Here is a 23,841-nt window from a genome sequence, read left to right as displayed (position 1 = left end):
ATGAAACTGAAACGGCGGCTGGTTAAAAACCTGCCGCCGTTTTTATTTAACTCGAAGCCTGCATCGTCATAACTTCTCTGCATCCCCGGTCTTAGGCTGCCACTTCATCAAGCGACGCTCGCCGATCCCGACTATCGCATCGAGAATCAGCGCGAACGCGGTTAACACCAGAATCCCGGCGAATACGGTGTTGATATCGAACGTGCCTTCGGCCTGCAGAATCAGATAGCCGACGCCGCGCGCCGAGCCAAGGTACTCGCCCACCACCGAGCCGACAAAAGCCAGCCCGACCGACGTATGCAGGCTCGAAAACACCCAACTCATCGCGCTAGGCAAATAGACGTTGCGCAGCAATTGCTTGCGATTCGCGCCGAGCATCCGCGCGTTCGCGAGCACGACCGGGCTGACTTCCTTCACACCCTGATAGACGTTGAAGAACACGATAAAAAATACCAGCGTGACGCCCAACGCGACCTTCGACCAGATCCCCAAACCGAACCACACGCCGAAGATCGGCGCGAGGATCACACGCGGCATCGAGTTGGCGGCTTTCACATACGGATCGAACAACGCACTCGCAATCGGCGCGAGCGCGAGCCACAAACCGACGCCGAGTCCGAGCGCGGTGCCCAGCACAAATGCAAGCACGGTCTCGACCAGCGTGATCCATAGATGCAGATAAATCTCGCCGCCCGCGAACCATTCCCAGATCCGTTGCAGAACCTTCTGCGGCTCGCCGAAGAAAAACGCGGCTTTGTTCGGATCGTCGAAATAGAACGGCGGCAGCAGCGTCGGGCTGGTCAGCGCGTACCAGAGCACGAAGCACAGCACCAGCAACAACCATTGCCAGATCACCAGATTCGCCCGGCTCGGGCGCAACGTCTTCCACATGACTCGATTTGCCTTGGACGGTTGAGACAAGCGTGGGTGGGTTCGTTAGTCTGCGAGTTCGGAGGTTCGCTAGACGGCGGTCAATTGCTGCTGATAACCCTTGAGAACCTCGTCGCGCAACACGCTCCAGATCTGCGCGTGAAGTTCGACGAAACGCGGGTGCGCACGAATCTCGGCCACGTCTCGCGGACGCGGCAGATCAATCGTGAATTCGCCGATCGGATGCGTGCCCGGTCCCGCCGACAGCACCACCACACGGTCGGACATCGCGATCGCTTCGTCGAGATCGTGTGTGATGAACAGCACCGCCTTGCGTTTCGCGGCCCACAGATCGAGCAATTCGTTTTCCATCAACTGACGCGTCTGGATATCGAGCGCGGAAAACGGCTCGTCCATCAGGATGATGTCGGGATCGAGAATCAGCGTCTGCGCCATCGCGACGCGCTTGCGCATACCGCCCGACAACTGATGCGGATAACGATCGCCGAAACCGCCGAGACCCACGCGCTTTAGCCATTCGTCGGCCTTCGCGCGCGCTTCGGCGGCCGGCACGCCACGAAACGAAAGACCGGCCATCACGTTGTCGATTGCCGCGCGCCACGGCATCAGCGCATCCGCCTGGAACATGTAGCCCGCGCGCCGGTTGATCCCGGTGAGCGGCTCGCCGAACACGCTGACGGTCCCCGACGACGGCGCCAGCAAACCTGCACCGATGTTTAGCAGCGTGGACTTGCCGCACCCTGTCGGCCCGACCACCGACACGAATTCGCCAGGCGCAATGCGCAGCGTCGTATCCCTGACGGCGGTATAGCGCTGCGTGCGCTTATCGCGCGCGGCGAACGTGCAGGTGATGTTGTCGAGCGACAGGGCGGCGACGGTCATCGTTTGGCTCGCTTCTTCGGGATCGGGGTTGGGTTCTGGAAGTGGTCGCTTTTATACGGAGATGGGCGCCGCGAACGCGCGGCATTCATCGCCCTCGTCTCCGTCCTTGCACCCTGGCGCTTTACGCCTTGACCGTCGTCAACGCCTTCTTCACGAAGTCGTTGGTCCACGCCTTCGACAGATCGATCGGCTTGCCCTGCACGTTCGGATCGAACGCCTGCAAAGTTTTCAGCGACGTCGCGGGACCGTCGGCAGGCATCAGACCATCGGGCGACATCGCTTCCTTCACGTGCTGCCACGCATCCAGATACACCGCGCGATCGCCGAGCAGATAGCCTTCCGGCACCGTGCTGATCAATTCGCTGCCGGTTGCCGTCTGCAGCCATTTGAGCGCGCGCACCATCGCGTTGGTCAACGCCTGCGTTGTATTCGGATTCTTCGTGATGAAACTCTGCGATGCATACAGGCATCCCGCCGGCATGTCGCCGCCAAACACGGTTCGCGTGTCGGCCAGCGTGCGCGTGTCCGACACGACGCGGATATCGCCGGTACGTTCGAGCCGGGTCATCACCGGGTCGAGATTCGCGATGGCATCGATCTGCCCCGACTGCAGCGCGGCAATAGCCCCGGCACCCGCACCCACGCCGATGAACGACACGTCTTTTGCGCTCAACCCGGCTTTTGCCAGCACGAAACTCGCCATGATCGACGTCGACGAACCCGGCGCGGTCACGCCGATTTTCTTGCCTTTGAGATCGGCGATCGACTTGTAGTTTGGCATCGCTTTCTTCGACACCGCGAGCACGATCTGCGGCGCGCGCCCCTGCAATACGAATTCGCGGAAATACTGCTTTTGCGCCTGCAACAGCAACGTGTGTTCGAACGCGCCAGAGACGACATCCGCGCTGCCGCCGACAGCCGCCTTCAACGCTTGCGAGCCGCCCGCGAAATCGGATATCTCGACGTCGAGCCCTTCGTCCCTGAAGTAATTGCGACGCTCGGCAATCGTGAGCGGCAGGTAATAGAACAGATTTTTCCCGCCGACGGCAATCGCGACTTTGCTGGTTTCAGGTTTGCCCTGGGCATACGAAAGCGGCGTGGCGGCAAGCGTGGCGCCGGCGAGCGCGGCGCTTCCGGCGAGGAAGGTTCTGCGTTGCATGGTGTCGTCTCCAAACTTTTGTCGTGCGGCTTTTATTTGCCGCTCTGCGTCGCTCTTTACCGGCAACTTTTCTGGGTGCTGCTCCGGCGTGTTTCTTTCGAACGAGTGCCAGCCTTTCTGAGGCGGCGACCCGGTCGCTGCCTCATGTTTTACTCGCGGCACCCGAGGATGCCGCGCTTCGCTTCACACGATCTGTTGCGCGTGCAACCTTGCAATGTCGTCTGCATCATAACCTAGCGATTGCAGGACTTCATCGGTATGTTCACCCAGTTCGGGGCCGAGCCAGCGCGTCTCGCCAGGCGTCGCGGAGAGCTTTGGCGTGACCGCCGGCAATGTGATTTCCTGACCGTCCTGCCACTTGAAACGCTGAATCATCTGCCGCGCCATGAACTGCGGATCGGTGAACATATCCGCAACGCTGAAGATGCGGCCAACCGGCACATCGGCTGCATTCAGCACCGCGAGCGCTTCTTCGATCGTGCGCGTGGAGAGCCACCCGGCAATCGCGCCGTCGATTTCCTGGGTACGCGGCACGCGGCCGTCGTTATGTTCCAGCGCCGGATCATTCGCGAGGTCTTCACGCTCGATCGCCACCATCAGCCGCTTGAAAATCGGATCGCTATTGCCGCCGATCACGATGCTGCCGTCGCGGCACGGATAGGTGTTCGACGGCACGATACCCGGCAGCGACGCGCCGGTGCGCTCGCGCACCATCCCGTACACGCCGTATTCGGGCACGACGCTTTCCATCATGTTGAAAACGGCCTCGTACAGCGCCACATCGACGACCTGCCCCTTGCCGCCGTTCACCTGTTTGTGATGCAGCGCCATCAACGCGCCGATCACGCCGTGCAGCGCAGCGATCGAATCGCCGATCGAAATACCGATGCGCGGCGGCGGCAAATCCGGATAGCCGGTGATATGGCGCAAGCCGCCCATCGATTCGGCGATCGCCCCGAATCCGGGCCGGTCGCGATACGGCCCGGTCTGGCCGTAGCCGGACAGACGCACCATCACGAGCCCGGGGTTTTCGGCGGACAGCACGTCATAGCCGAGTCCGAGTTTCTCCAGCAAACCCGGCCGGAAATTCTCGACGACGATATCCGCTTCTTTCGCGAGACGCCGCACGATCTCCTTGCCCTCTTCGGCCTTCAGATTGATCGTGACCGATTTCTTGTTGCGCGCCTGCACCGCCCACCAAAGCGACGTGCCGCCGACTTCCGGGTAGAGCTTGCGCCATTTGCGCAGCGGGTCACCGCCTTTGGGATCTTCGATCTTGATGACGTCGGCACCGAACTCGCCGAGAAAGCGCGCGGCGAACGGGCCGGCGATCAGCGTGCCGAGTTCCAGCACCTTGACGCCGGCGAGCGGGCCTTGAGCGGGTTGAGGCGCGGCGCTCGCGTCTGATTCAGAGGTGGCGCTCATGTGTCTCCTTTGTTCTGGTCCTGACGTATTTGACGATCTTGACGTTCTTGAGATGGCTGACGCGCACGGCGTGTGTGCGCTTTTTTCGAGTGCGTGTATCGAGTCGCGCCTTCACCGCGCGGCACGGCCTGCTTCAAGGCGCGACATTTACCGGAACCGCTCGCTCGCGATCCTCCGGGTGTCATCGTGCAGACGACTACATCGAACGGCGGTCGAGCATCGCGCGCGCAATCGTGCCGGCGTCAACATACTCGAGTTCGCCACCCACCGGCACACCACGCGCCAGACGCGTGACAGCGAGGCCGCGCGCCTTAAGCGTCTGCCCGAGGTAATGCGCGGTGGCCTCGCCTTCATTGGTGAAATTGGTGGCGAGCACGACTTCCTTGACCACGCCGTCCGACGCGCGTTTGACCAGACGGTCGAAATGAATCTCTTTCGGACCGATGCCGTCGAGCGGACTCAGCCGCCCCATCAGCACGAAGTACAGGCCGTGATAGGTCATGGTCTGTTCGAGCATGATCTGATCGGCCGGTGTTTCGACGACGCACAGCAACGCCGGGTCACGTTCCTCGTCGAGGCAGACCTCGCAGATCTGCGCTTCGGTGAAGGTATTGCACTTTTCACAGTGCTGCAGATGCTCGGTCGCGAACAGCAACGAACGGCCGAGTTTTTCGGCGCCATCGCGATCGTGCTGCATCAGGTGATAGGCCATGCGTTGCGCCGACTTCGGCCCGACTCCGGGCAATACGCGCAGCGCTTCGACGAGCGCCGACAAGGCGGAAGGTTGTTTCATGCGGGATCGGCGTCGAAGTGGGTAGTGCCCGTGGATGCGGGTCGCGATGCGATGGATGGTTCGCGTTGGTTCGGTTTGCGCCCGGCAGGCTGACTGCGGATCATCGAGCATCAGATAGACAAAACCTGATTGATGGGCTGCATCAGGAAACCGACGCGGTTTGAAACTATTCGATCAATCTGAAACGGGGTAAAACTTGCAAACCCGGCGTTGTCGAGCACCTCGCTCGCGCGTCGGCCGGTATGCATCAACTAGTGCGTTCCGTTCGAGCGCCGGATCGAGCCTTTCAATCAGGTGCCCGCGACTACGTTCAATTCTGCCTGTAACGCACGCTATTCGCGTTGCGCTCGCGTGTGTAGCATGCCTGTGCCCCACATTTGCGATTCACGCCGCGGCAAACTTTGCCGCGGCGTCGTTCAGAATCAGAACGGCATCTTGAAGCCCGGCGGCAGCGGCAAGCCCGAAGTCATGCCACCCATTTTTTCTGCGGCGGTGGCTTCGGCCTTGCGCACGGCGTCATTGAACGCAGCGGCGACGAGGTCTTCCAGCATGTCCTTGTCGTCGGCAAGCAGGCTCGGATCAATCGACACGCGGCGCACGTCGTTCTTGCAGGTCATCGTCACCTTCACGAGACCGGCACCCGACTGCCCCTCGACTTCGATCAGTGCGAGTTGGTCCTGCATCTTCTTCATGTTTTCCTGCATTTGCTGGGCTTGTTTCATCAGCCCAGCGAGTTGGCCTTTCATCATGGACATGCTCCTTCTTGATAGCTTGGGATCTGCAAATCGGGCGCGCTAAGGTCAATAGCGGCGCGGCGAATCAATGGACCGGCGACGCACCGTTCGAGGCGGCGTCCGGGGAAATGGGGCGAATCGAACCAGGCACGATGCTGGCGCCGAATTCGCGAATCAGCGACTGTACGAACGGATCGGCGCCGATCTCGCGCTCCGCTTCCCGCTGACGCTGTGCGCGCGTCGCGGCGTCGTGTGCGGAGGCGGTCCGACGGGCGGCACCGACTTCGACCAGCACCTCGACGGTCCGGCCGAGTCTTTCGGCGAGCGCGACTTTCAGCTTGGCGACCTGCGATGCCTCCGCGTACTGCGGAACCGGCACGTTGAGTTTCAGCGTGTTGCCTTCGAGCGCCATCAGTTCGCTGTTGAACGCGAGCTGATACGAAATGCCCTTGAGCGGCAGATCGACGGCAAGCGCCGGCCAGTCGCCATTAAAGCCTAGCTGATCGAGCGGCACGGCAGCGGGCAGCGGACGCGAGTCCACCACCGGCGCGGGCGAGGACGCAGGCGCTGCGTTCACTCGAACGTCGTCGGGACCGCGGTCGAACACCGGCACGTAGTTGTCGTCGGGCGGACCGAAATAGCCATCGTCCGACGCCGAAAGCGGCACGTAGTCGTCAAGCGGAATGTCGTCCCACGGAGGAACCGACGAGCCGTTCTGCTCTGCATTGCCATTGCTGTTGCGCTGAACCGGCGACGACGGCGCGCGCGCTGCCGGTGCGGCGTCCTGCTGCGGCGCGCGGCGCTCGGCGCCGGGTGTCGGCACGGCGACGGCCACGCGCGGCGCGGTGGGCTTCGGCGCAGCAGGCGCAACCGGTGCGGCGGGCTTTGCGGCGGATACAGCGGCGCTCACGCGGCCACGGTCCGACGATACTTTCAGACCTGCGCTGCGCAACACGTCGAGTGCGGCGCTTGCGCCGCCCGCGCGACGTGGCGCGTTGACGGCTGCCGATTGCGGCTCCTGTTCCACTGCGACCGACGCGGCCTGCGCTGTGCGCGTGAGCGCCGCAGCGGCAGGCGCGGTCAACGAAGAGGCTGGCGACGTGTGGTTGGCGACCGACTCCGCGGAGGTATCGTTTATCGCTGGACTGTTCGAAGACGCGTTCTTAATGGAGTCGGCGGGCTCATCGTCCCACGGAGCCAATGCGTGTGTGGTTGAAGCCACGGACGGTGCATCGACAGCCGCCGCGCTCGGTGCACTGCCCGCATCGGCAACTGGTGCGTGCGCTGCGTCACTCGAAGAATGTGACGCTATCGAGTCTGGCCCAGAAAGCGCTGTGGCGGTTCGCGCACCGCCAGCGGATTCGCCAGATACAACGCTCCTGCTCACTACATTGACGGCAGGCGCATTGCCGACGACTTGCGTGTCGCGAACCGGCACAGCAGCGCTCGCCGCCGATGCAGCAACAGTCGCCGAACCCGCACGCTTTGCACCCGCTCCGCCGACAGCTCCCGCTGGCCCAGCCGAACGCGCGCCGCCGCCAATCGCACCACCACCGCCCGTAGGCGCCGGCTCGAACGCCAGCATGCGCAGCAATGTCATCGTGAAGCCGGCGTATTCATCCGGCGCGAGGCCCAGCTCGCTTCGACCAATCGTTGCGATCTGATAGAACAACTGCACGCGCTCGGCGCTCAGCGCTTCGGCAAAGCGCCGCAGATCGCCCGCCTCCGGCCATTCGTCGAGCACGGAGGAAGGTGCGAACTGTGCCCAGGCGATTCGATGCAGCAAGCTCGCCAGATCCTGCAACGCCGTCGAGAACGACAGACTGCGCAATGCCATCTCGTCGGCTACGGCAAGTACCGCAGCGCCATCACCGTCGGCAAGCGCATCGAGCAGACGAATCAGATAGCTTTGATCGAGCGCGCCGAGCATGCCGCGCACCGCTTCTTCATTGACCTGATTGGCCGAGTAGGCAATGGCCTGATCGGTCAGCGACAACGCGTCGCGCATCGAGCCGTCAGCCGCGCGCGCGAGCAGACGCAACGCCTGCACGTCATACGGCACCTTCTCTTCACCAAGAACGTGCTCGAGATGCGACACGATATGCCCGGCGGGCATCTGCTTCAGATTGAACTGCAGACACCGCGACAGCACAGTAACCGGAATTTTCTGCGGATCGGTCGTGGCGAGAATGAACTTGACGTGCGGCGGCGGCTCTTCCAGCGTCTTCAACATCGCGTTGAAAGCGTGGTTGGTCAGCATGTGCACTTCGTCGATCATGTAGACCTTGAAGCGCGCGTCGACCGGCGCATACACCGCACGTTCGAGCAGCGCCGCCATCTCGTCGACGCCGCGATTACTCGCCGCATCCATTTCCACGTAATCGACAAAGCGACCTTCGTCGATCTCACGACACGCGCGGCATACGCCGCACGGCGTGGAAGTCACGCCGGTTTCGCAATTCAGCGCCTTGGCGAAGATGCGCGACAGCGTGGTTTTACCGACGCCGCGTGTGCCGGTAAACAAATAGGCGTGATGCAGCCTGCCGCCGTCGAGCGCGTGCGTGAGCGCGCGCACCACGTGCTCCTGTCCGACGAGCGACGCGAAATCCTTAGGCCGCCATTTGCGTGCGAGAACTTGATAGGTCATCGCGAAATTGTATCAGCAACAATGCCGCTCAAAACCGAAACCAGAAGGCATAGGAACGCGCGTCACCGCTTCATTGAAACAGGCTAACGGACCAATAGAAAAAAATAGATGAAATGTGGATCAGACATGAAGAATACGCAATGCAACGCGAATGCATGCACGGGGCATGGCGACGCCAAGGGTAATACCGGGGAAGAAAGAGATTGCGGAAGAACACCGCAACGGAAAAACTGAAAAAGGAAAGGTGACGAGCCTGACCCTCGGCACTGGTGGAAAACGGCTGTGGCTGCTTCGTTCCCGACCTGACCAGGTTGACCATCCCTCCATGCGAGGAGGCCCGTCACGAAACATTCTATCACCGCTTGGCCGATCGTGCGACTGTTAATACGAGCAAACCGACATCGACGCGTCGAATCAGGCTTTCCCCTTCTTATAGTCGCTATCGACGACGCGCGCACCGAAGCCACTTGAGTTCGCCTTACCCGCCTCCAGATAAGCTGCGTGGCGGGTATAGAAACAAGATGTCACTTCACCGGCAGCCGTTGGCCCCACTGCCCCTGATGAGTACTATCGCCCCCGGCAACGCATAGCGAATTAAGCTAAACTGCCGTACGGATGACCCGCAAGCGCGAGCTTCCCGCACATCGTGAGCCATTTTCAACGGGTCATGCATGGGCAGGCAATGCTCCAGTTTGCGGCAAAGCGAACGGAAGTTTCCTTAGGTTTTGACGTATCGTGGCGAGCAATTCAGGCGGGCCTCGAACCGATAGAGGTATTCATACAATGAGCGAACAAATCAAGCATATTAGCGACGCATCGTTCGAACAGGACGTCGTTAAATCCGATAAACCCGTGCTGCTCGATTTCTGGGCTGAATGGTGCGGTCCGTGCAAGATGATCGCGCCGATCCTCGACGAAGTCGCGAAGGATTATGCCGATCGTCTGCAAATCGCCAAGATCAACGTCGACGAACATCAATCGACGCCGGTCAAGTTCGGCGTGCGCGGCATCCCCACGCTGATCCTTTTCAAGAACGGCGCAGTCGCCGCGCAGAAGGTCGGCGCGTTGTCGAAGTCGCAACTCACTGCGTTCCTCGACGGCAATCTGTAAAACGGTGTGCATCGGCGCGCCCGGCGTCCCTCGAGACCCGCGAGCGCACTGATTCGGGGCGTGTTGTCAACCGGCAACACGCCTGACAAGAAAGATGCCATGCCGTCGTACTGGCGGAAATTGGCGTGTGCTATGCTAGAATCCGCAAAACGTCGAAAAGACGTGTAAGTCCTTGAGCGGTTCCGCTCACTCTCCTCCCAGATTTCATTTCGTCGCACCTTCTCCTGCGGGTTCTCCGTATGCATTTATCCGAGCTTAAGACTCTGCACGTGTCCGAATTGATCGAGATGGCCAATGGCCTCGAGATCGAAAGTGCGAACCGCCTGCGCAAGCAGGAACTGATGTTCGCCATTCTAAAAAAACGAGCCAAAACGGGCGACACGATATTCGGCGACGGCACGCTCGAAGTGCTGCCGGACGGTTTCGGCTTCCTGCGTTCGCCGGAAACCTCGTACCTCGCCAGCACGGACGATATTTATATCAGCCCGTCGCAAATCCGCCGTTTCAACCTGCATACGGGTGACACGATCGAAGGTGAAGTGCGTACGCCGAAAGACGGCGAGCGCTATTTCGCGCTGGTCAAGGTGGACAAGGTCAACGGCCAGCCGCCGGAAGCCTCGAAGCACAAGATCATGTTCGAAAACCTGACGCCGCTGCACCCGAACAAGGTGCTGCTGCTCGAACGTGAAATGCGTGGCGAAGAAAACGTCACGGGCCGCATCATCGACATGATCGCGCCGATCGGCAAAGGCCAGCGGGGTCTGCTGGTGGCATCGCCGAAGTCCGGTAAGACCGTGATGCTTCAGCACATCGCGCATGCGATCAAACAGAACCATCCCGATGTCGTGCTGTTCGTGCTGCTGATCGACGAACGCCCTGAAGAAGTGACCGAAATGCAGCGTTCGGTGGCCGGCGAAGTGATCGCCTCCACGTTCGACGAACCGGCTGCGCGTCACGTGCAGGTCGCCGAAATGGTGATCGAAAAAGCCAAGCGCCTCGTCGAAATGAAGAACGACGTGGTCATTCTGCTCGACTCGATCACGCGTCTCGCACGCGCTTACAACACCGTTGTGCCGGCCTCGGGCAAGGTGCTGACGGGTGGTGTCGACGCCAACGCGCTGCAACGTCCGAAGCGCTTCTTCGGCGCGGCGCGCAATATCGAGGAAGGCGGTTCGCTGACCATCATCGGTACGGCGCTGATCGAAACCGGCAGCCGCATGGACGACGTGATCTACGAAGAGTTCAAGGGCACCGGCAACATGGAAGTGCACCTGGAACGTCGCCTGGCTGAAAAGCGCGTCTATCCGTCGATCAACCTGAACAAGTCCGGCACGCGCCGCGAAGAACTGCTGATCAAGCCCGAAGTGCTGCAAAAGATCTGGGTGCTGCGCAAGTTCATTCACGACATGGACGAAGTCGAATCGATGGAATTCCTGCTCGACAAGATTCGTCAAACGAAGAGCAATTCCGAGTTCTTCGACATGATGCGCCGTGGTGGCGGCAGCTAAGCAGACCGTAACCCGGTCTAAGTAGCTGAATTAGCCTCGTCGCATAGAAAGCCGCTCGCTGCAAACGAGCGGCTTTTTTACGTCTGCCCGCTTTGTTGCTTCCGGTCTTACGAAGCACGCCCGACCAACCCGCCCGTGCCGGACAACCTGAACGTGAACGTACACGTTGGAGTACAATGCGACCAATCCGCCACGCCTGCAATTCTCTATGCCGAAGGACTCGTCCGCCCTGCTCACCGTACGCGACGCCGCTGAACGCCTCGGTGTGACGCCGCGTACGCTGAAGTACTACGAGGAACGCGGCCTCGTATCGCCCACCCGCAGCGAAGGTCGTTACCGACTGTACGACGAGGAGGACCTGAAGCGCTTCGGTCGCATTTTGCGTTTGCGGTCGCTGGGCTTTTCGCTGCATGGCGTAACTGAAATGCTCAAACGTCCGCTCGAACCTGTCGACGGCGGGCATCGCTTTTCCACCGAGTCGTTGCAGCAGATCCGCGACGCCATCGCCGAGCAGGTCGAAGCGCTCGACGCGCGTATCGAAACGATGCGTCGCGAGTTGAAGGAAGCGCAAAAATTGCGCGCCGAACTGAGTCCCGACCTCGACTATCTCGAACGACGCCTCGCCGGTGAAAATGCGGACACGCTGCTTGAACAGCGGCGCAACGCGGCGGCGAAAGTAGCAAAGGCCACGAAAGCATCCAACAGCGCGAAATCGGCCAAAGCGGCTAGCGCACCGTCCCCAAAACGCGCCAAAAACACCCGCAAATCCGAACCGGACGACATCACGCCGGACGCATCTATACCGGGCGAATCGTCATGACCACGGCGTCATCCCGCGTGGCGCTATTCAGCGTCGAAAAACTACGCGGCGATTTCTTCCCGTGGGTGCTGGCAGTTGTCACCGGCCTCGACTATTTCGACAACTCGATCTTTTCGTTTTTCACCAGCTACATCGCCGGCGGCATCAATGCATCGCCCGATGAACTGGTGTGGGCCTCGAGTTCCTACGCGGTCGCGGCAGTGCTCGGCATCCTTCAGCAGCAATGGTGGGTGGACCGTTTCGGTTACCGGCGCTACGTCGCCGGCTGCATGCTGCTCTATTCCGCCGGCGCGGTCGCCGCCGCACTCTGCGAATCGTCGATTGAACTGGCGCTCGCACGCGGCTTTCAGGGCTACTTTATCGGCCCGATGATGGGCACCTGCCGCATCCTGATCCAGATGAGTTTCACGCCGCAGCAGCGGCCCGCCGCCACGCGCGCGTTTCTGCTGCTGATCGTTCTGTGCAGCGCGCTCGCGCCGCTGATCGGCGGTCAACTGGTCGCGCATTTCGACTGGCGCGCGCTGTTCGCTTGCACGGCGCCCGTTGGCGTGCTGTTCGCGGTGCTGGCTTTGCTCGCGTTGCCCGATTCCGGCAACCGTCTGCCGGAAGAACGCGGAACCGCGCATTTCTGGCCGTATCTGATCTTCGCATTCGCGCAAGGCGCGCTGCAGATTGTCATGCAGCAGGTGCGCTTCCAGTTGTTCAGCGCTTCGCCGGGACTGATCCTGCTGACGGTGGCCGGCATCGGCGCGCTCGCCTGGTTCGTGTATCAGCAGTGGCACCATCCATCGCCGCTGATGCGGTTGCACGCGCTGCGCGAAAAAGTCTTCCAGGTTGGCCTCGTGCTGTACATGTTCTATTACTACATCTCGACGGTGTTCAGTTACCAGATCTCACGCTTTCTCGAAAGCGGCCTCGGCTATCCGGTCGAGAATGCGGGGCAACTGGTCGGCGTGACGTCGCTGATTTCCGCGAGCGCGCTGTTCGTCTATCTGCGTTATGCGAAGCTGTTGCCGCGCAAAAAGTGGATCATCGTGCCGGGCTTCGCGGTCGCCGCCTTCGCCGCGGCGTGGATGACGCGCATGTCGCCGGGTGTCGGCGAACAAGCGTTGATCGTACCGCTGCTGCTGCGCGGACTGCTGTTGCTGTTCATCGTGTTGCCGGTCGCGAATCTGACGTTCAGAATCTTCGCGATCGAAGAATTCACGCACGGTTACCGGCTGAAAAATATCGTGCGGCAATTGACGATCTCGTTCGCGACGGCCTCGGTGATCATCGTCGAACAGCATCGGCAGGCATTGCATCAAACGCGCCTCGCGGAGTTCGTGAATCCGTACAATCCGCTGTTCCAGAACACGCTTGCCACGCTGACAAACGGCTTTGCCGCCAGCGGTCATCCGGCATCGCAGGCGCACTCGCTGGCGATCGTCGAAATCAGCCGGATGGTCACGCAGCAGGCCAGCTTTCTGACCTCGCTCGACGGCTTCTATTTTCTGATTGGCGTCGCGATTGCCGGCGGTATTTTTGCCGCGTGGCAGAAACAGATCGACTAGGAGTTTCATCGGACCATGCTCTCGAAACTCACTCAATGGCTGGGCACGCGCCGCCGCGACCGTGCGCTGCGCGACTACGCCATCGACGACACGTTATGGCAAGCGACACTCGACGGCCTGCCGTTCCTCGCCTATCTCGACGCGCCGGATCTCGCGCGTCTGCGAGAACTGGCGAGCCTGTTCATCGCGCGAAAGGAATTTTCGACTGCGCACGAACTCGAGTTGACCGACGCGATGACCGTGGCGATTGCCGCGCAGGCGTGTTTGCCGGTGCTGAATCTGGATCTTGACCTGTACCGCGGCTGGGTCGGCGTGATCGTCTATCCGGGCGAGTTCGTGATCCGCAAGACCGTCGAGGACGAAGACGGCGTCGTTCACGAAGTCGAACAGGATGCGAGCGGCGAAGCGTGGGAAGGCGGCCCGGTGGTCCTGTCGTGGGAAGACGCGCAAATGACGGACGGCGCGGAGGCGTACAACGTCGTGATCCACGAATTCGCGCACAAGATCGACATGCTGAACGGCGAAGCGGACGGCCACCCGCCGTTGATGCGCCGCTGGCACGCGCCGCTCGATTCGCAGGCGTGGAGCGACGTGTTCGACCACGCGTACGATCATTTTTGCGCGAAAGTCGATGCGGTGCCGGAGCGTCGCTGGGCGCGTTTCGAGCGTGAATCGCTGATCGATCCGTACGCGGCCGATCATCCATCGGAATTTTTTGCCGTTTGCAGCGAGGCGCTGTTCGTGAAACCGCAGGCGTTCGAGGCGGAATATCCGGAGCTTTATCGGTTGTTGGCGCGCTATTACCGGCAGGATCCGGCACGGGTGGGGGTCACGTTCACCCAAGGCTAGTTCCGCGAAAGGCTGCTACGCAGCGGGCAAACGCCCGCTGCACAAGGATTCCGCCCCGCCCTGCGCCGGCAGCCTCGAATCACGCTCGACAAAAATCGAAACACCCCGAACTGCTCGCGAACAGCTGGCACAAAAGTCGCCAAGGGACTGATTTTCTGGCATAATCGCCGTTTTTCGACCACAGGCAAGTGGCTCGCGCCTAGATGCTGTCCGCTCAAACGCGGCTGCTCGCGGGTTGGCTACCGCCAGATTAAAGGAAAGACCATGAAAGAAGGCATTCACCCGGATTACCGCGAAGTCCTGTTCGTCGACATGTCGATCGACTTCAAGTTTGTTACGCGCTCGACCATCCTGACGCGTGAAACCGCCGAATTCAACGGCAAGACCTACCCGCTCGCCAAGATCGAAGTGTCGTCGGAATCGCATCCGTTCTACACCGGCCAGCAAAAGATCATGGACACGGCAGGCCGCGTCGAGAAGTTCAACAAGAAGTTCGGTTCGCGCGCTACCGGCAAGGCAGCAGCGAAGTAATACCCGCCTCGTCGCCGGTTTATGCCGGCAACGAAGCAGCAAAAAAGGGCAGCGCGAGCTGCCCTTTTTTGTCGCCTGGCCTCGCGTATCCGGCCGCTTATTCATGCCGCGCACCCAACCCGATTAGCAGGTTGCCTATCGCTGCGCGGCCTCGCGGCTCAGCAACGGCGAAGGCAATCACCGTTGCCTGAAACGTCCGGCACCGTGTAACAGCTTTCACAACCACGTTGCGGGCCGTTACCAGCCGTGACGTGCATTGCATCGCCCGACTACAATGCCGGATGCTCCAGAGGGGCCATTCCAGCCGGACATGCGTCCGGTCCCGGCAGCATCGCTTACCCAATTTCAACATACCGCATGAGACCTGTCGTTCGTCTGACTGCCTCCGCGACCAGTGCGCTCCCGCGCTGGCTGCTGCTGACCATCTGTATCGTCTACGCGGCGTTCGGGCTATTCGGGCGCGATCCCTGGAAAAACGAGGACGCGGCCGGTTTCGGTGTCATGTGGACCATGGCGAACGGCAACGCGCACGACTGGCTACTGCCGAATCTGCTCGGCAAGTACATGACCGAAGACGGCCCGCTCGGCTACTGGCTCGGCGCCAGTGCGATCCGCGCGCTCGCGCCGTGGGTCGATGCGAGTAACGCGTCGCGCGTGTTCACCGGCCTGCTGTTCTGCGCGGGCTGTGCGTTCGTCTGGTATGCCGCCTACCTGCTCGGCCGCCGCGCCGAGGTGCAACCGTTCAAATACGCGTTCGGCGGAGAGCCGGAACCGCGCGACTACGGCCGCACGCTTGCCGACGGCGCGCTGCTGATCCTGCTCGCCTGCTTCGGCCTGGCCGAGCGCGGCCACGAAACCACTCCGCAACTCGCACAGTTCGTCGGCATTGCGATGCTCGTGTACGGCCTGGTGCGGATGATCGACAAGCCGGTGCAAGGCGCGGCGATCTGGGGCCTCGCGCTCGGGCTCGTCACGCTGGCGAGCAGCCCGGTGCTGGTGGGCGCGCTGCTGCTCGGCACCTTGGCGATGAGCCTGATCGTGCGCGAAGGGCGCTCCCGCTGGCTGCTGCTGGCCGGCTTGCCGGTTGCGCTCGTGGTGTCCGTCGCCTGGCCGATCGCCGCCCTCTCCGCTTATCCCGACGACGCCGTCTGGTATCTGAACCAGTGGCTGCACGTCAGCCTGAGTTCGTTCGCAGGCCCCCCCGGATCGGTCGCAGCGTACGCGCTGAAAAATCTGCCGCTGTTCACGTGGCCGGCATGGCCGTTGGCCGTGTGGGCGTGGTTTAGCTGGAAGGGCCTGCGACGCGCGCCGCACGTGGCGATTCCGCTGTCGGTGATCGGGCCGCTGCTGGTGCTGGTGATCCTGCAAAGCCATCAGTCGAACCGGCTTTACATGCTGTTGCTGCCGCCGCTAGCGGTGCTCGCCACGTTCGCGCTGCCCACGCTCAAGCGCGGCGCGATTAACGCGATCGACTGGTTCGCGCTGTTGAGCTTCACGATTCTCGGCAGCTTCGTGTGGCTGGTCTACGTGGCAGGGCTGACCGGTTTTCCGCATCCGCTCGCGCGCAACCTCGCGCGTCTCGCGCCGGGATTCGCGCCGCAGTTCAAGATTCTGTCGTTCGTGTGCGCGGTTGCCGTGACGGCGTGCTGGTTCGTGCTGGTGCGCTGGCGTCTCGCGCGTCATCCGAAGGTCTTGTGGCGCAGCGTGGTGCTCTCGAGCGCCGGCACGACACTGATGTGGGTGCTGCTGATGACGCTCTGGCTGCCCGTCGTCAACTACAGCCGGACTTATAAGGATGTCGCCGAGCAGATCGCCAGCCATCTGCCGGAAGACTACACGTGCATTTCGCCCGTGCGGCTCGGTAACGCGCAACTCGCGACCTTCGCGTATTTCGGCGACATGCACTTCTCGTTCGACCAGGATTGCGACGTGATCCTGCGTCAGGACGCGACCGAATACGGCGATCCGAGCGCCATGCCCGACTACATCTGGAAGCTGGTATGGGAAGGCCGTCGCGTGGCCGACCGCGACGAACGTTTCCGGCTGTACGTGCGCATCGACCGGCCGAAGCCGCCGGCTGTCAAGCGCCGCACTTACCACAAGCCGGCCAGCTGACCATGCTCGCCGATGCGCGAAAAATCGCCGCGCTTGCCTGGCCGGTGCTGATCGGCCAGTTGGCGATCATCGCGTTCGGCGTGATCGATACGGCCATGGTCGGCCGTTACTCCGCGGTCGATCTGGCCGCGCTCGGCCTCGGTTCATCGATCTATATTTCCGTCTACATCGGCCTGACCGGCATTCTGACCGCGCTTCAGCCGATCACCGCGCAACTTTACGGCGCGCGCCGCGAGGCCGAAATCGGCGAGGAAGTTCGCCAGTCGCTGTGGCTGGCGCTCGCGCTGAATGTGATCGGCTTCCTGATCCTGTTTTTTCCCGAACCGATCCTTCACCTGGCCCGCGTGCCCGAAGCGCTGCACGATCGCACGCTCTCGTATCTGCGGATTCTGGCGTTCGGCTTGCCGGCCGGGCTGATTTTCCGGATCTACAGTTCGATCAGCAATGCCGTGGGCAAGCCGCGGCTCGTGATGATTCTGCAAGTCGGCGCGCTCCTGCTGAAGTTTCCGCTCAACACGTGGTTTATCTTCGGCGGATGGGGCATTCCGCCGCTCGGCGGACCGGGTTGCGCACTCGCCAGCACGGCAATCAACTGGGCGCTGGCCAGCGTCGGCATGGTGCTGCTGACGCGGGTCGATGTGTTCAAACCATTCGCGATCTTTTCGCACTTCTGCTGGCCGATCTGGCGACGGCAAGCCGCCCAGTTGCGGCTGGGCATTCCGATGGGTCTGTCGTATCTGATCGAGGTGACGTCGTACACCTTCATGGCGCTGTTCATCGCGCGCTTCGGGACGACGACGCTTGCGGGCCACCAGATCGCCGGCAACATCGGCGCGGTGCTTTACATGACGCCGCTGTCGATCGGCATCGCTGCGTCGACGCTGGTCGCTCAGGCGCTCGGCGCAGGACGGCCGGAAGCGGCGCGCACGCTGTCGCGGCACGGCATCGCGATGGCGGTGGCGATCGCGTGCTGTTATGGGGCGATCGTGCTGGTGCTGCGGCCTTACATCATCAAAGGCTATACGCCGGACGTGCAGGTTATGGCAGCCGCCATGCCGCTCGTGCTGATCGTCGTCTGCTATCACCTGTTCGATGCATTGCAGATCACCACGGCGTTCGTGCTGCGTGCCTACAAGGTGGCGGTCGTGCCGACGGTGATCTATGCGATCGCGCTGTGGGGCGTTGGATTGGGCGGCGGGTATCTGCTGGGGTTCGATGTCGGCGGTGTCATACCCGAGTGGCTGACCGGCGCGCGGGGCTTCTGGGTTGCGAATACGGCCAGCCTGGCAATTGCTGGAGTAGGTTTGCTGGCTTACTGGCGAGTGGTGAGCAAACGGTATTTGCGGGTTGATGCAGCGCGGGCAGCGGATTCGGTGGCTTGAGGGGGTCTGGCAGCTCGCGTTTCGCGCATTGGGTGATCTGAGAGGTTGTCTGCGTTAGTTACACGAGCCTCCACTGCCCCGGCATCAAAACATGCCGCCCTGCTGATAAACAGGCGTCCTGGATATCACCCCTAGCTCCACTTCGCAGTATCACTCTAAAATTTACGGTTAGTTGCGTTTAAGGCCTAACAAAAAGCGGCTCCCGTCAAAAACGTAGCCGCCCTCTGCCGCCTACCTCGACATCACACCACCTCTACGGTCGCCGTGTTCGCAGCCTCTCCGCTCCTCGCGTCATGACGCTCGAAAACCTCCCTCGCCGCAAATAACGCATTCAACGCCGCCGGAAAACCCGCGTACAACGCCATCTGCATAAACACCTCGACAATCTCGTCACGCGTGCAGCCGACGTTCAACGCCGCCTCGATATGCACCTTCAACTGCGGTTGCGCGCAACCCAGCGTCGCCAGCGACGCAATCGTCGCGATTTCACGCGATCGCAAATCGAGTTGCGGGCGGCTGTAGATATCGCCGAAACCGAATTCGATCAGAAGACGGCCGAAGTCCGGCGCAATCGGCGCGAGTGCCGCAATCACCTGCTCGCCGGTCGAGCCGTCGATTTCCTTCAGCTTGTCCCAGCCTCGGGCGTAGCGGTCGTTGTGCTGGTGGTCCATGGTGAGTCCTTTTCCGAATGTGAGATCGATGGATTGTCGTCAATCTGCCGGGCCGCATCACCGTTTGCGGCCTGCTGTGCGGCCACCTCGTCCTCGTAATACGCGATCTTGTCGACGATCGCGTCGAGGTTCAGTTGCAGTTCGGCAATCCGCGCCAAAACCGCATCCCGATGCGCCACCAGCAGGTCGCGACGCGCGGGCAGCGTCGGCTGCCCCTGCGTGCGCAATGCCGCGAAAGCCTGCATTCCGGCGATCGGCATGCCGGTCGCTTTCAGACGCATCACGAAACGCAACCAGTCGAGGTCGGCGGGCGAATACAGCCGATGCCCCGCCTGCGTGCGCCCGACCGGCCGGATCAGCCCGGCCTGCTCGTAATAGCGCAGCGTATGCGTGGACACGCCAATCGTTTCGGCGACCTGCCCGATGGTGAGTGCGGTGGAGATTTTCGACATGACAGACTCAGGTTAGGACTTCGAGTGCACTCTAAGTCAAGCGCCTGTGAATGTCTTCGTCGATGTCATTTGTCTGCATTGTCATTTTTTATGACTGACGGCATTAATCGATAAACCCAGACCAGCCTAATGCTAGGCAAAAGGTTTAAATATTGTCTGGCCTGATTTACTTGTCATGAATCGATCGGTATAAATCGTCCGCGTTCGCGAATAAGGGCCTGCGATTTGTCCTATGCTTAAGCGCAGCGCCCGCTGACAGAATGCGTCGTCCGTTCCCGGCTAACTACTTTTTGCCCTCAATGGAGTGCTTGCCATGCTGAAGAAGCTTTTAATGCTTTGCGTTGCTTTGGCTTTGTCGCTGTCGGCCGGATTCGCGGCGGCGGTTGAAGTCAATTCCGCCGATCAGGCGGCGCTCGAATCGGTCAAAGGTATCGGCCCGGTCCACGCAAAGGCGATCATCGACGAACGCACGAAGAATGGCCCGTTCAAAGACGCCGACGATCTCGCCACTCGCGTCAAGGGTATCGGCACCAAATCCGTCACCAACCTCGAGGCGGCCGGCTTGACGATCAACGGTTCGTCGGCGCCGCCAGCGGGCGTCAAGGCCGCGCCGAAGTCCAGCAGCACGGCAAGCAGCAAGGCAGCCCCGGCCGCGACCACTGCCGCACCCGCCACCACGACAGCGGCTACGACACTGGCAGCGCCAGCGGAACCGGCGTCCAGCAGCAAAAAGTCGAAGAAGAAGAGCAAGGCCGCGGCATCCGATGCAGCGGCGGCATCCGCGCCGGCAGCACCGGCTGCGGCAGCCCCCGCCGATGCATCGGGCACCAAGGCATCGAAAAAGAAGGCCAGGAAGAGCAAGGCTGCATCGGCTGCGGCGGCTTCGAGCTGAGCGTAACGGCCTTCGCAAAGAGATAAGGGCTGGCGGCGGGCCGAGAGAGGAGCGGCACATGATCCACGATACAGGTGATGCAAACCTCGACACCGCCCCGCTGCCGTCCACCATCCCACCGCGCCGCGCAACCGCGCGGCGTTTTCACCCGCTGACTCGTCAATCACGCGTCGGCACTCAAGAGAGACCGTCATGAGCCTACTCGACACTATCGGTTCCCTGATTGGGAAATCCCCTGAAGGCGGTGGCCAGCAACAACTGGTTTCAGCCGCACTCGAATTCGTCAATAACCAGCCGGGCGGCCTGAATGGGCTGATCGAACGTTTCAAGGAAAAAGGTCTCGGCGACGTGGTGTCGTCGTGGGTCAGCAACGGCGAAAACCAGCCGATCGCGCCGGATGCGCTGCACAGCGTGCTCGGCTCCGACACCGTCACGAACCTCGCGGCGAAGGCCGGCGTAGAGCCGGATCAGGTCACGGGCCTGCTGTCGCAAATCCTGCCGCACGTGGTCAACGCGGCGACGCCCGAAGGCGAAGTGCCGGCTGAAGGCAAGCTGAACGCGACGACCGTGCTGGGCGCGCTCGGCGGGTTGTCGGCGCTGTTTGGCAATAAAAACAACGCCTGATAAGCAGGCGTCTTACTCCGCTTGCCGCCTGATGTGACAAGCGGTAGAGCACACAGCGCATTGGCGAAAAAAAAGCGGCAACGAAGTTACCTTCGTTGCCGCTTTTTGACATGCGTGGAGCGGCTCGATCAAACACCGCTCCACGCATGGGCCGCGCTTAATGCACGACGCGTTCGAACACCAGTTTGCCCTCGTCGACTTCGACCGGGATCACATCTTTCGGACCGAACTTGCCGGCCAGAATCAGCTTGGCGACCGGATTCTCGATCTCCTGCTGGATTGCGCGCTTCAATGGCCGCGCGCCGAACAGCGGATCGTAGCCGACCTTGCCGATGTGCTCCAACGCCTCGTCCGACACCAGCAGCTGCATGTCGAGCTTCGCGAGCCGTTCGTGCAGACGCTCCAACTGGATCCGCGCGATCGACTGGATGTTCGAGCGGTCAAGCGCATGGAACACCACAACGTCGTCGATCCGGTTCAGGAACTCGGGCCGGAAATGCAGCTTTACTTCTTCCCAGACCGCGTCCTTGACCGCTTCCTGCGGCTCGCCGACCATCGCCTGGATCACCTGCGAACCGAGGTTCGACGTCATCACGATGACCGTGTTCTTGAAGTCCACCGTACGGCCCTGGCCATCGGTCATGCGGCCGTCGTCGAGCACCTGCAGCAGCACGTTGAACACGTCCGGATGCGCCTTCTCGATTTCGTCGAGCAGGATCACGCTATACGGCTTGCGGCGCACGGCTTCGGTCAGGTAACCGCCCTCTTCATAGCCGACGTATCCCGGCGGCGCACCGATCAGGCGCGCGACGCTGTGCTTCTCCATGAACTCGCTCATGTCGATGCGGATCAGGTGATCCTCCGAATCGAACAGGAACGACGCCAGCGCCTTGCACAGCTCGGTCTTGCCCACCCCGGTTGGCCCGAGGAACAGGAACGAACCATACGGACGATTCGGATCCGACAGACCCGCACGCGAGCGGCGGATCGCATCGGCCACGGCGCTGATCGCCTCGTCCTGACCGACCACGCGGTTGTGCAGTTTTTCTTCGATCTGCAACAGCTTTTCGCGCTCGCCCTGCATCATCCGCGAGACAGGAATACCAGTGGAACGCGACACGACTTCCGCGATTTCCTCCGCGCCGACCCGCGTGCGCAACAGACGCGGACGCTGCGGATTGGTCTGCTCGACAGCCTCGGCCTGGGTCACCGCCTTCAACTGCGCTTCCAGTTCCGGCAATTTGCCGTACTGCAACTCCGCAACCTTTTCGAGTTTGCCCTCACGCTGCAAACGCGTGATTTCCGCGCGCGTTTTCTCGATGTCTTCCTTCAGTTGCGCGCTGCCCTGCACTGCCGCCTTTTCCGCGGTCCAGATTTCTTCGAGGTCCGAATATTCGCGATTCAGACGCTCGATTTCTTCTTCGATCAGTTGCAGACGTTTTTGCGACGCTTCGTCTTTTTCCTTCTTGACGGCTTCGCGCTCGATCTTCAACTGGATCAGACGACGGTCGAGCCGGTCCATCTCTTCAGGCTTCGAGTCGATTTCCATCTTGATCTTCGACGCGGCTTCGTCGATCAGATCGATTGCCTTGTCCGGCAGGAAACGGTCGGTGATGTAGCGATGCGACAGTTCCGCCGCCGCGACGATCGCCGGGTCCGTGATGTCCACGCCGTGATGCAGTTCGTACTTTTCCTGCAAGCCGCGCAGGATCGCGATGGTCGCTTCCACCGACGGCTCGTCGACCAGCACCTTCTGGAACCGGCGTTCGAGCGCCGCATCCTTCTCGATGTACTTGCGGTACTCGTCGAGCGTGGTCGCGCCGACGCAATGCAGCTCGCCGCGCGAAAGCGCCGGCTTCAGCATGTTGCCCGCGTCCATCGCGCCTTCGGCCTTGCCTGCACCGACCATCGTATGAATTTCGTCGATGAAGACGATGGTTTGACCTTCGTCCTTGGCGATGTCGCTGAGCACGGCCTTCAGCCGTTCTTCGAACTCGCCGCGATATTTCGCGCCGGCCAGCAGCGCGGCCATGTCGAGCGACAATACGCGCTTGCCCTTCAGCGTTTCTGGCACTTCACCGTTGACGATCCGTTGCGCCAGTCCTTCGACGATCGCGGTCTTACCCACGCCCGGTTCGCCGATCAGCACCGGATTGTTCTTGGTACGGCGTTGCAGGATCTGGATCGAGCGACGGATTTCGTCGTCGCGGCCGATCACCGGGTCGAGCTTGCCGGCCCGCGCCCGCTCGGTCAGGTCCACCGTGTACTTCTTCAGCGCTTCGCGCTGGCTTTCGGCGTCCTGGCTATGTACCTGCGAGCCGCCGCGCACCGCCGCAATCGCGCTTTCGAGCGACTTCCGCGACAAGCCGTGCTGGCGCGCGACGCGGCCGGCTTCGCCTTTGTCGTCCGCGACCGCGAGCAGGAACATTTCGCTTGCGATGAACGTGTCGTTGAGCTTTTGCGCTTCCTTGTCCGCCTGGTTCAGCAGGCCGGTCAATTCGCGGCCGATCTGGACATTGCCGTCCGTGCCCTGAACTTGCGGCAGACGCGTCATCGCGTCGTTCAGCGCGGTTTGCAGCGCCTGCACGTGCACGCCGGCACGCGAGAGCAGCGAGCGAGCCGAGCCATCCTGCTGGGCGACCAGCGCCGACAACACGTGAACCGGTTCGATATATTGATTGTCATGGCCGACGGCCAGACTCTGCGCATCCGAGAGCGCTTCCTGGAACTTAGTGGTGAGCTTGTCGATTCTCATCAAGAGACCTCCAATTTTCGATTACCACCAAATTGAGGCGTTTTCTTC

Annotated in this window: 20 protein-coding genes and 1 other RNA gene; 10 read left to right on the top strand and 11 right to left on the bottom strand. The window is 61.5% G+C overall.

Annotated elements, in window-relative coordinates; translation table 11 throughout:
* Positions 1-66 precede the first annotated feature (66 nt).
* The 8 genes from BLS41_RS08470 to ffs all read right to left on the bottom strand — a co-directional run bounded on the left by BLS41_RS08470 (position 67) and on the right by ffs (position 8,873).
* Positions 67-891 (bottom strand): ABC transporter permease, encoded by an 825-nt coding sequence (locus BLS41_RS08470; protein ID WP_074763890.1) that lies wholly within the window; start codon positions 889-891, stop codon positions 67-69.
* A 69-nt stretch (positions 892-960) separates the two neighbouring features.
* Entirely contained in the window at positions 961-1,773 is an 813-nt protein-coding gene (locus BLS41_RS08465; RefSeq protein ID WP_074763889.1) for an ABC transporter ATP-binding protein, read from the bottom strand.
* Between the two features lie 121 nt (positions 1,774-1,894).
* Complete coding sequence (locus BLS41_RS08460; protein WP_074763888.1) at positions 1,895-2,932, bottom strand: ABC transporter substrate-binding protein; 1,038 nt, start codon at positions 2,930-2,932, stop codon at positions 1,895-1,897.
* Between the two features lie 183 nt (positions 2,933-3,115).
* Positions 3,116-4,357 (bottom strand): CaiB/BaiF CoA transferase family protein, encoded by a 1,242-nt coding sequence (locus tag BLS41_RS08455; RefSeq protein ID WP_074763887.1) that lies wholly within the window; start codon positions 4,355-4,357, stop codon positions 3,116-3,118.
* Positions 4,358-4,553: 196 nt separating this feature from the next.
* The gene (gene recR / locus BLS41_RS08450) at positions 4,554-5,150 is read right to left on the bottom strand and encodes a recombination mediator RecR (RefSeq protein WP_074763886.1); all 597 of its coding nucleotides are present in this window, start codon (positions 5,148-5,150) and stop codon (positions 4,554-4,556) included.
* A gap of 422 nt (positions 5,151-5,572) precedes the next feature.
* A complete protein-coding gene (locus BLS41_RS08445; protein WP_074763885.1) occupies positions 5,573-5,899 on the bottom strand; it encodes a YbaB/EbfC family nucleoid-associated protein in 327 nt (108 codons plus the stop codon).
* 70 nt (positions 5,900-5,969) lie between these two features.
* On the bottom strand, positions 5,970-8,531 hold the full coding sequence (locus BLS41_RS08440; RefSeq protein ID WP_074763884.1) for a DNA polymerase III subunit gamma/tau: 2,562 nt from the start codon (positions 8,529-8,531) through the stop codon (positions 5,970-5,972).
* Positions 8,532-8,774: 243 nt separating this feature from the next.
* Positions 8,775-8,873, bottom strand: an RNA gene (ffs, locus tag BLS41_RS08435) — signal recognition particle sRNA small type.
* A 441-nt stretch (positions 8,874-9,314) separates the two neighbouring features.
* Between ffs and trxA the strand changes: the two genes are divergently transcribed.
* From trxA to BLS41_RS08395, 8 genes are all read left to right on the top strand, one after another.
* The gene (gene trxA / locus BLS41_RS08430) at positions 9,315-9,641 is read left to right on the top strand and encodes a thioredoxin TrxA (protein ID WP_006048864.1); all 327 of its coding nucleotides are present in this window, start codon (positions 9,315-9,317) and stop codon (positions 9,639-9,641) included.
* A gap of 239 nt (positions 9,642-9,880) precedes the next feature.
* Positions 9,881-11,149: a transcription termination factor Rho gene (gene rho, locus BLS41_RS08425; RefSeq protein WP_006048863.1), complete on the top strand. Its 1,269-nt coding sequence runs from the start codon at positions 9,881-9,883 to the stop codon at positions 11,147-11,149.
* Positions 11,150-11,357: 208 nt separating this feature from the next.
* Positions 11,358-11,969 (top strand): MerR family transcriptional regulator, encoded by a 612-nt coding sequence (locus tag BLS41_RS08420; RefSeq protein WP_074763883.1) that lies wholly within the window; start codon positions 11,358-11,360, stop codon positions 11,967-11,969.
* Positions 11,966-13,522, top strand: coding sequence for an MFS transporter (locus BLS41_RS08415; RefSeq protein WP_074763882.1), 1,557 nt, complete (start codon positions 11,966-11,968; stop codon positions 13,520-13,522). The genes BLS41_RS08420 and BLS41_RS08415 overlap by 4 nt, the downstream gene beginning before the upstream one ends.
* Before the next feature lie 15 nt (positions 13,523-13,537).
* The gene (locus tag BLS41_RS08410; protein WP_074763881.1) at positions 13,538-14,371 is read left to right on the top strand and encodes a M90 family metallopeptidase; all 834 of its coding nucleotides are present in this window, start codon (positions 13,538-13,540) and stop codon (positions 14,369-14,371) included.
* Between the two features lie 264 nt (positions 14,372-14,635).
* Entirely contained in the window at positions 14,636-14,902 is a 267-nt protein-coding gene (locus BLS41_RS08405) for a type B 50S ribosomal protein L31 (protein WP_074763880.1), read from the top strand.
* Positions 14,903-15,259: 357 nt separating this feature from the next.
* Positions 15,260-17,017: an ArnT family glycosyltransferase gene (locus tag BLS41_RS08400; RefSeq protein ID WP_074763879.1), complete on the top strand. Its 1,758-nt coding sequence runs from the start codon at positions 15,260-15,262 to the stop codon at positions 17,015-17,017.
* Positions 17,018-17,019: 2 nt separating this feature from the next.
* Complete coding sequence (locus BLS41_RS08395; RefSeq protein ID WP_074763878.1) at positions 17,020-18,399, top strand: MATE family efflux transporter; 1,380 nt, start codon at positions 17,020-17,022, stop codon at positions 18,397-18,399.
* A gap of 242 nt (positions 18,400-18,641) precedes the next feature.
* Here BLS41_RS08395 and BLS41_RS08390 read toward each other — a convergent pair whose 3' ends face one another.
* Positions 18,642-19,070, bottom strand: a complete 429-nt coding sequence (locus BLS41_RS08390) for a carboxymuconolactone decarboxylase family protein (protein ID WP_074763877.1) — start codon at positions 19,068-19,070, stop codon at positions 18,642-18,644.
* Positions 19,022-19,522: a MerR family transcriptional regulator gene (locus BLS41_RS08385; RefSeq protein WP_074763876.1), complete on the bottom strand. Its 501-nt coding sequence runs from the start codon at positions 19,520-19,522 to the stop codon at positions 19,022-19,024. The genes BLS41_RS08390 and BLS41_RS08385 overlap by 49 nt, the downstream gene beginning before the upstream one ends.
* A gap of 313 nt (positions 19,523-19,835) precedes the next feature.
* Here BLS41_RS08385 and BLS41_RS08380 point away from each other — a divergent pair, with 313 nt between their 5' ends.
* Together BLS41_RS08380 and BLS41_RS08375 are read left to right on the top strand one after the other, a co-directional pair.
* The gene (locus tag BLS41_RS08380) at positions 19,836-20,414 is read left to right on the top strand and encodes a ComEA family DNA-binding protein (protein ID WP_074763875.1); all 579 of its coding nucleotides are present in this window, start codon (positions 19,836-19,838) and stop codon (positions 20,412-20,414) included.
* 192 nt (positions 20,415-20,606) lie between these two features.
* Complete coding sequence (locus tag BLS41_RS08375) at positions 20,607-21,038, top strand: YidB family protein (protein WP_074763874.1); 432 nt, start codon at positions 20,607-20,609, stop codon at positions 21,036-21,038.
* Between the two features lie 157 nt (positions 21,039-21,195).
* Here BLS41_RS08375 and clpB read toward each other — a convergent pair whose 3' ends face one another.
* Positions 21,196-23,793: an ATP-dependent chaperone ClpB gene (clpB, locus tag BLS41_RS08370; protein ID WP_074763873.1), complete on the bottom strand. Its 2,598-nt coding sequence runs from the start codon at positions 23,791-23,793 to the stop codon at positions 21,196-21,198.
* Between the last annotated feature and the right edge of the window lie 48 nt (positions 23,794-23,841).

It is taken from the genome of Paraburkholderia fungorum, assembly GCF_900099835.1.
Taxonomy (GTDB): domain Bacteria; phylum Pseudomonadota; class Gammaproteobacteria; order Burkholderiales; family Burkholderiaceae; genus Paraburkholderia; species Paraburkholderia fungorum_A.
The sequence above is the reverse complement of the archived record's forward strand: the minus strand, read 5'-3'. Positions and strand labels throughout refer to the sequence as shown.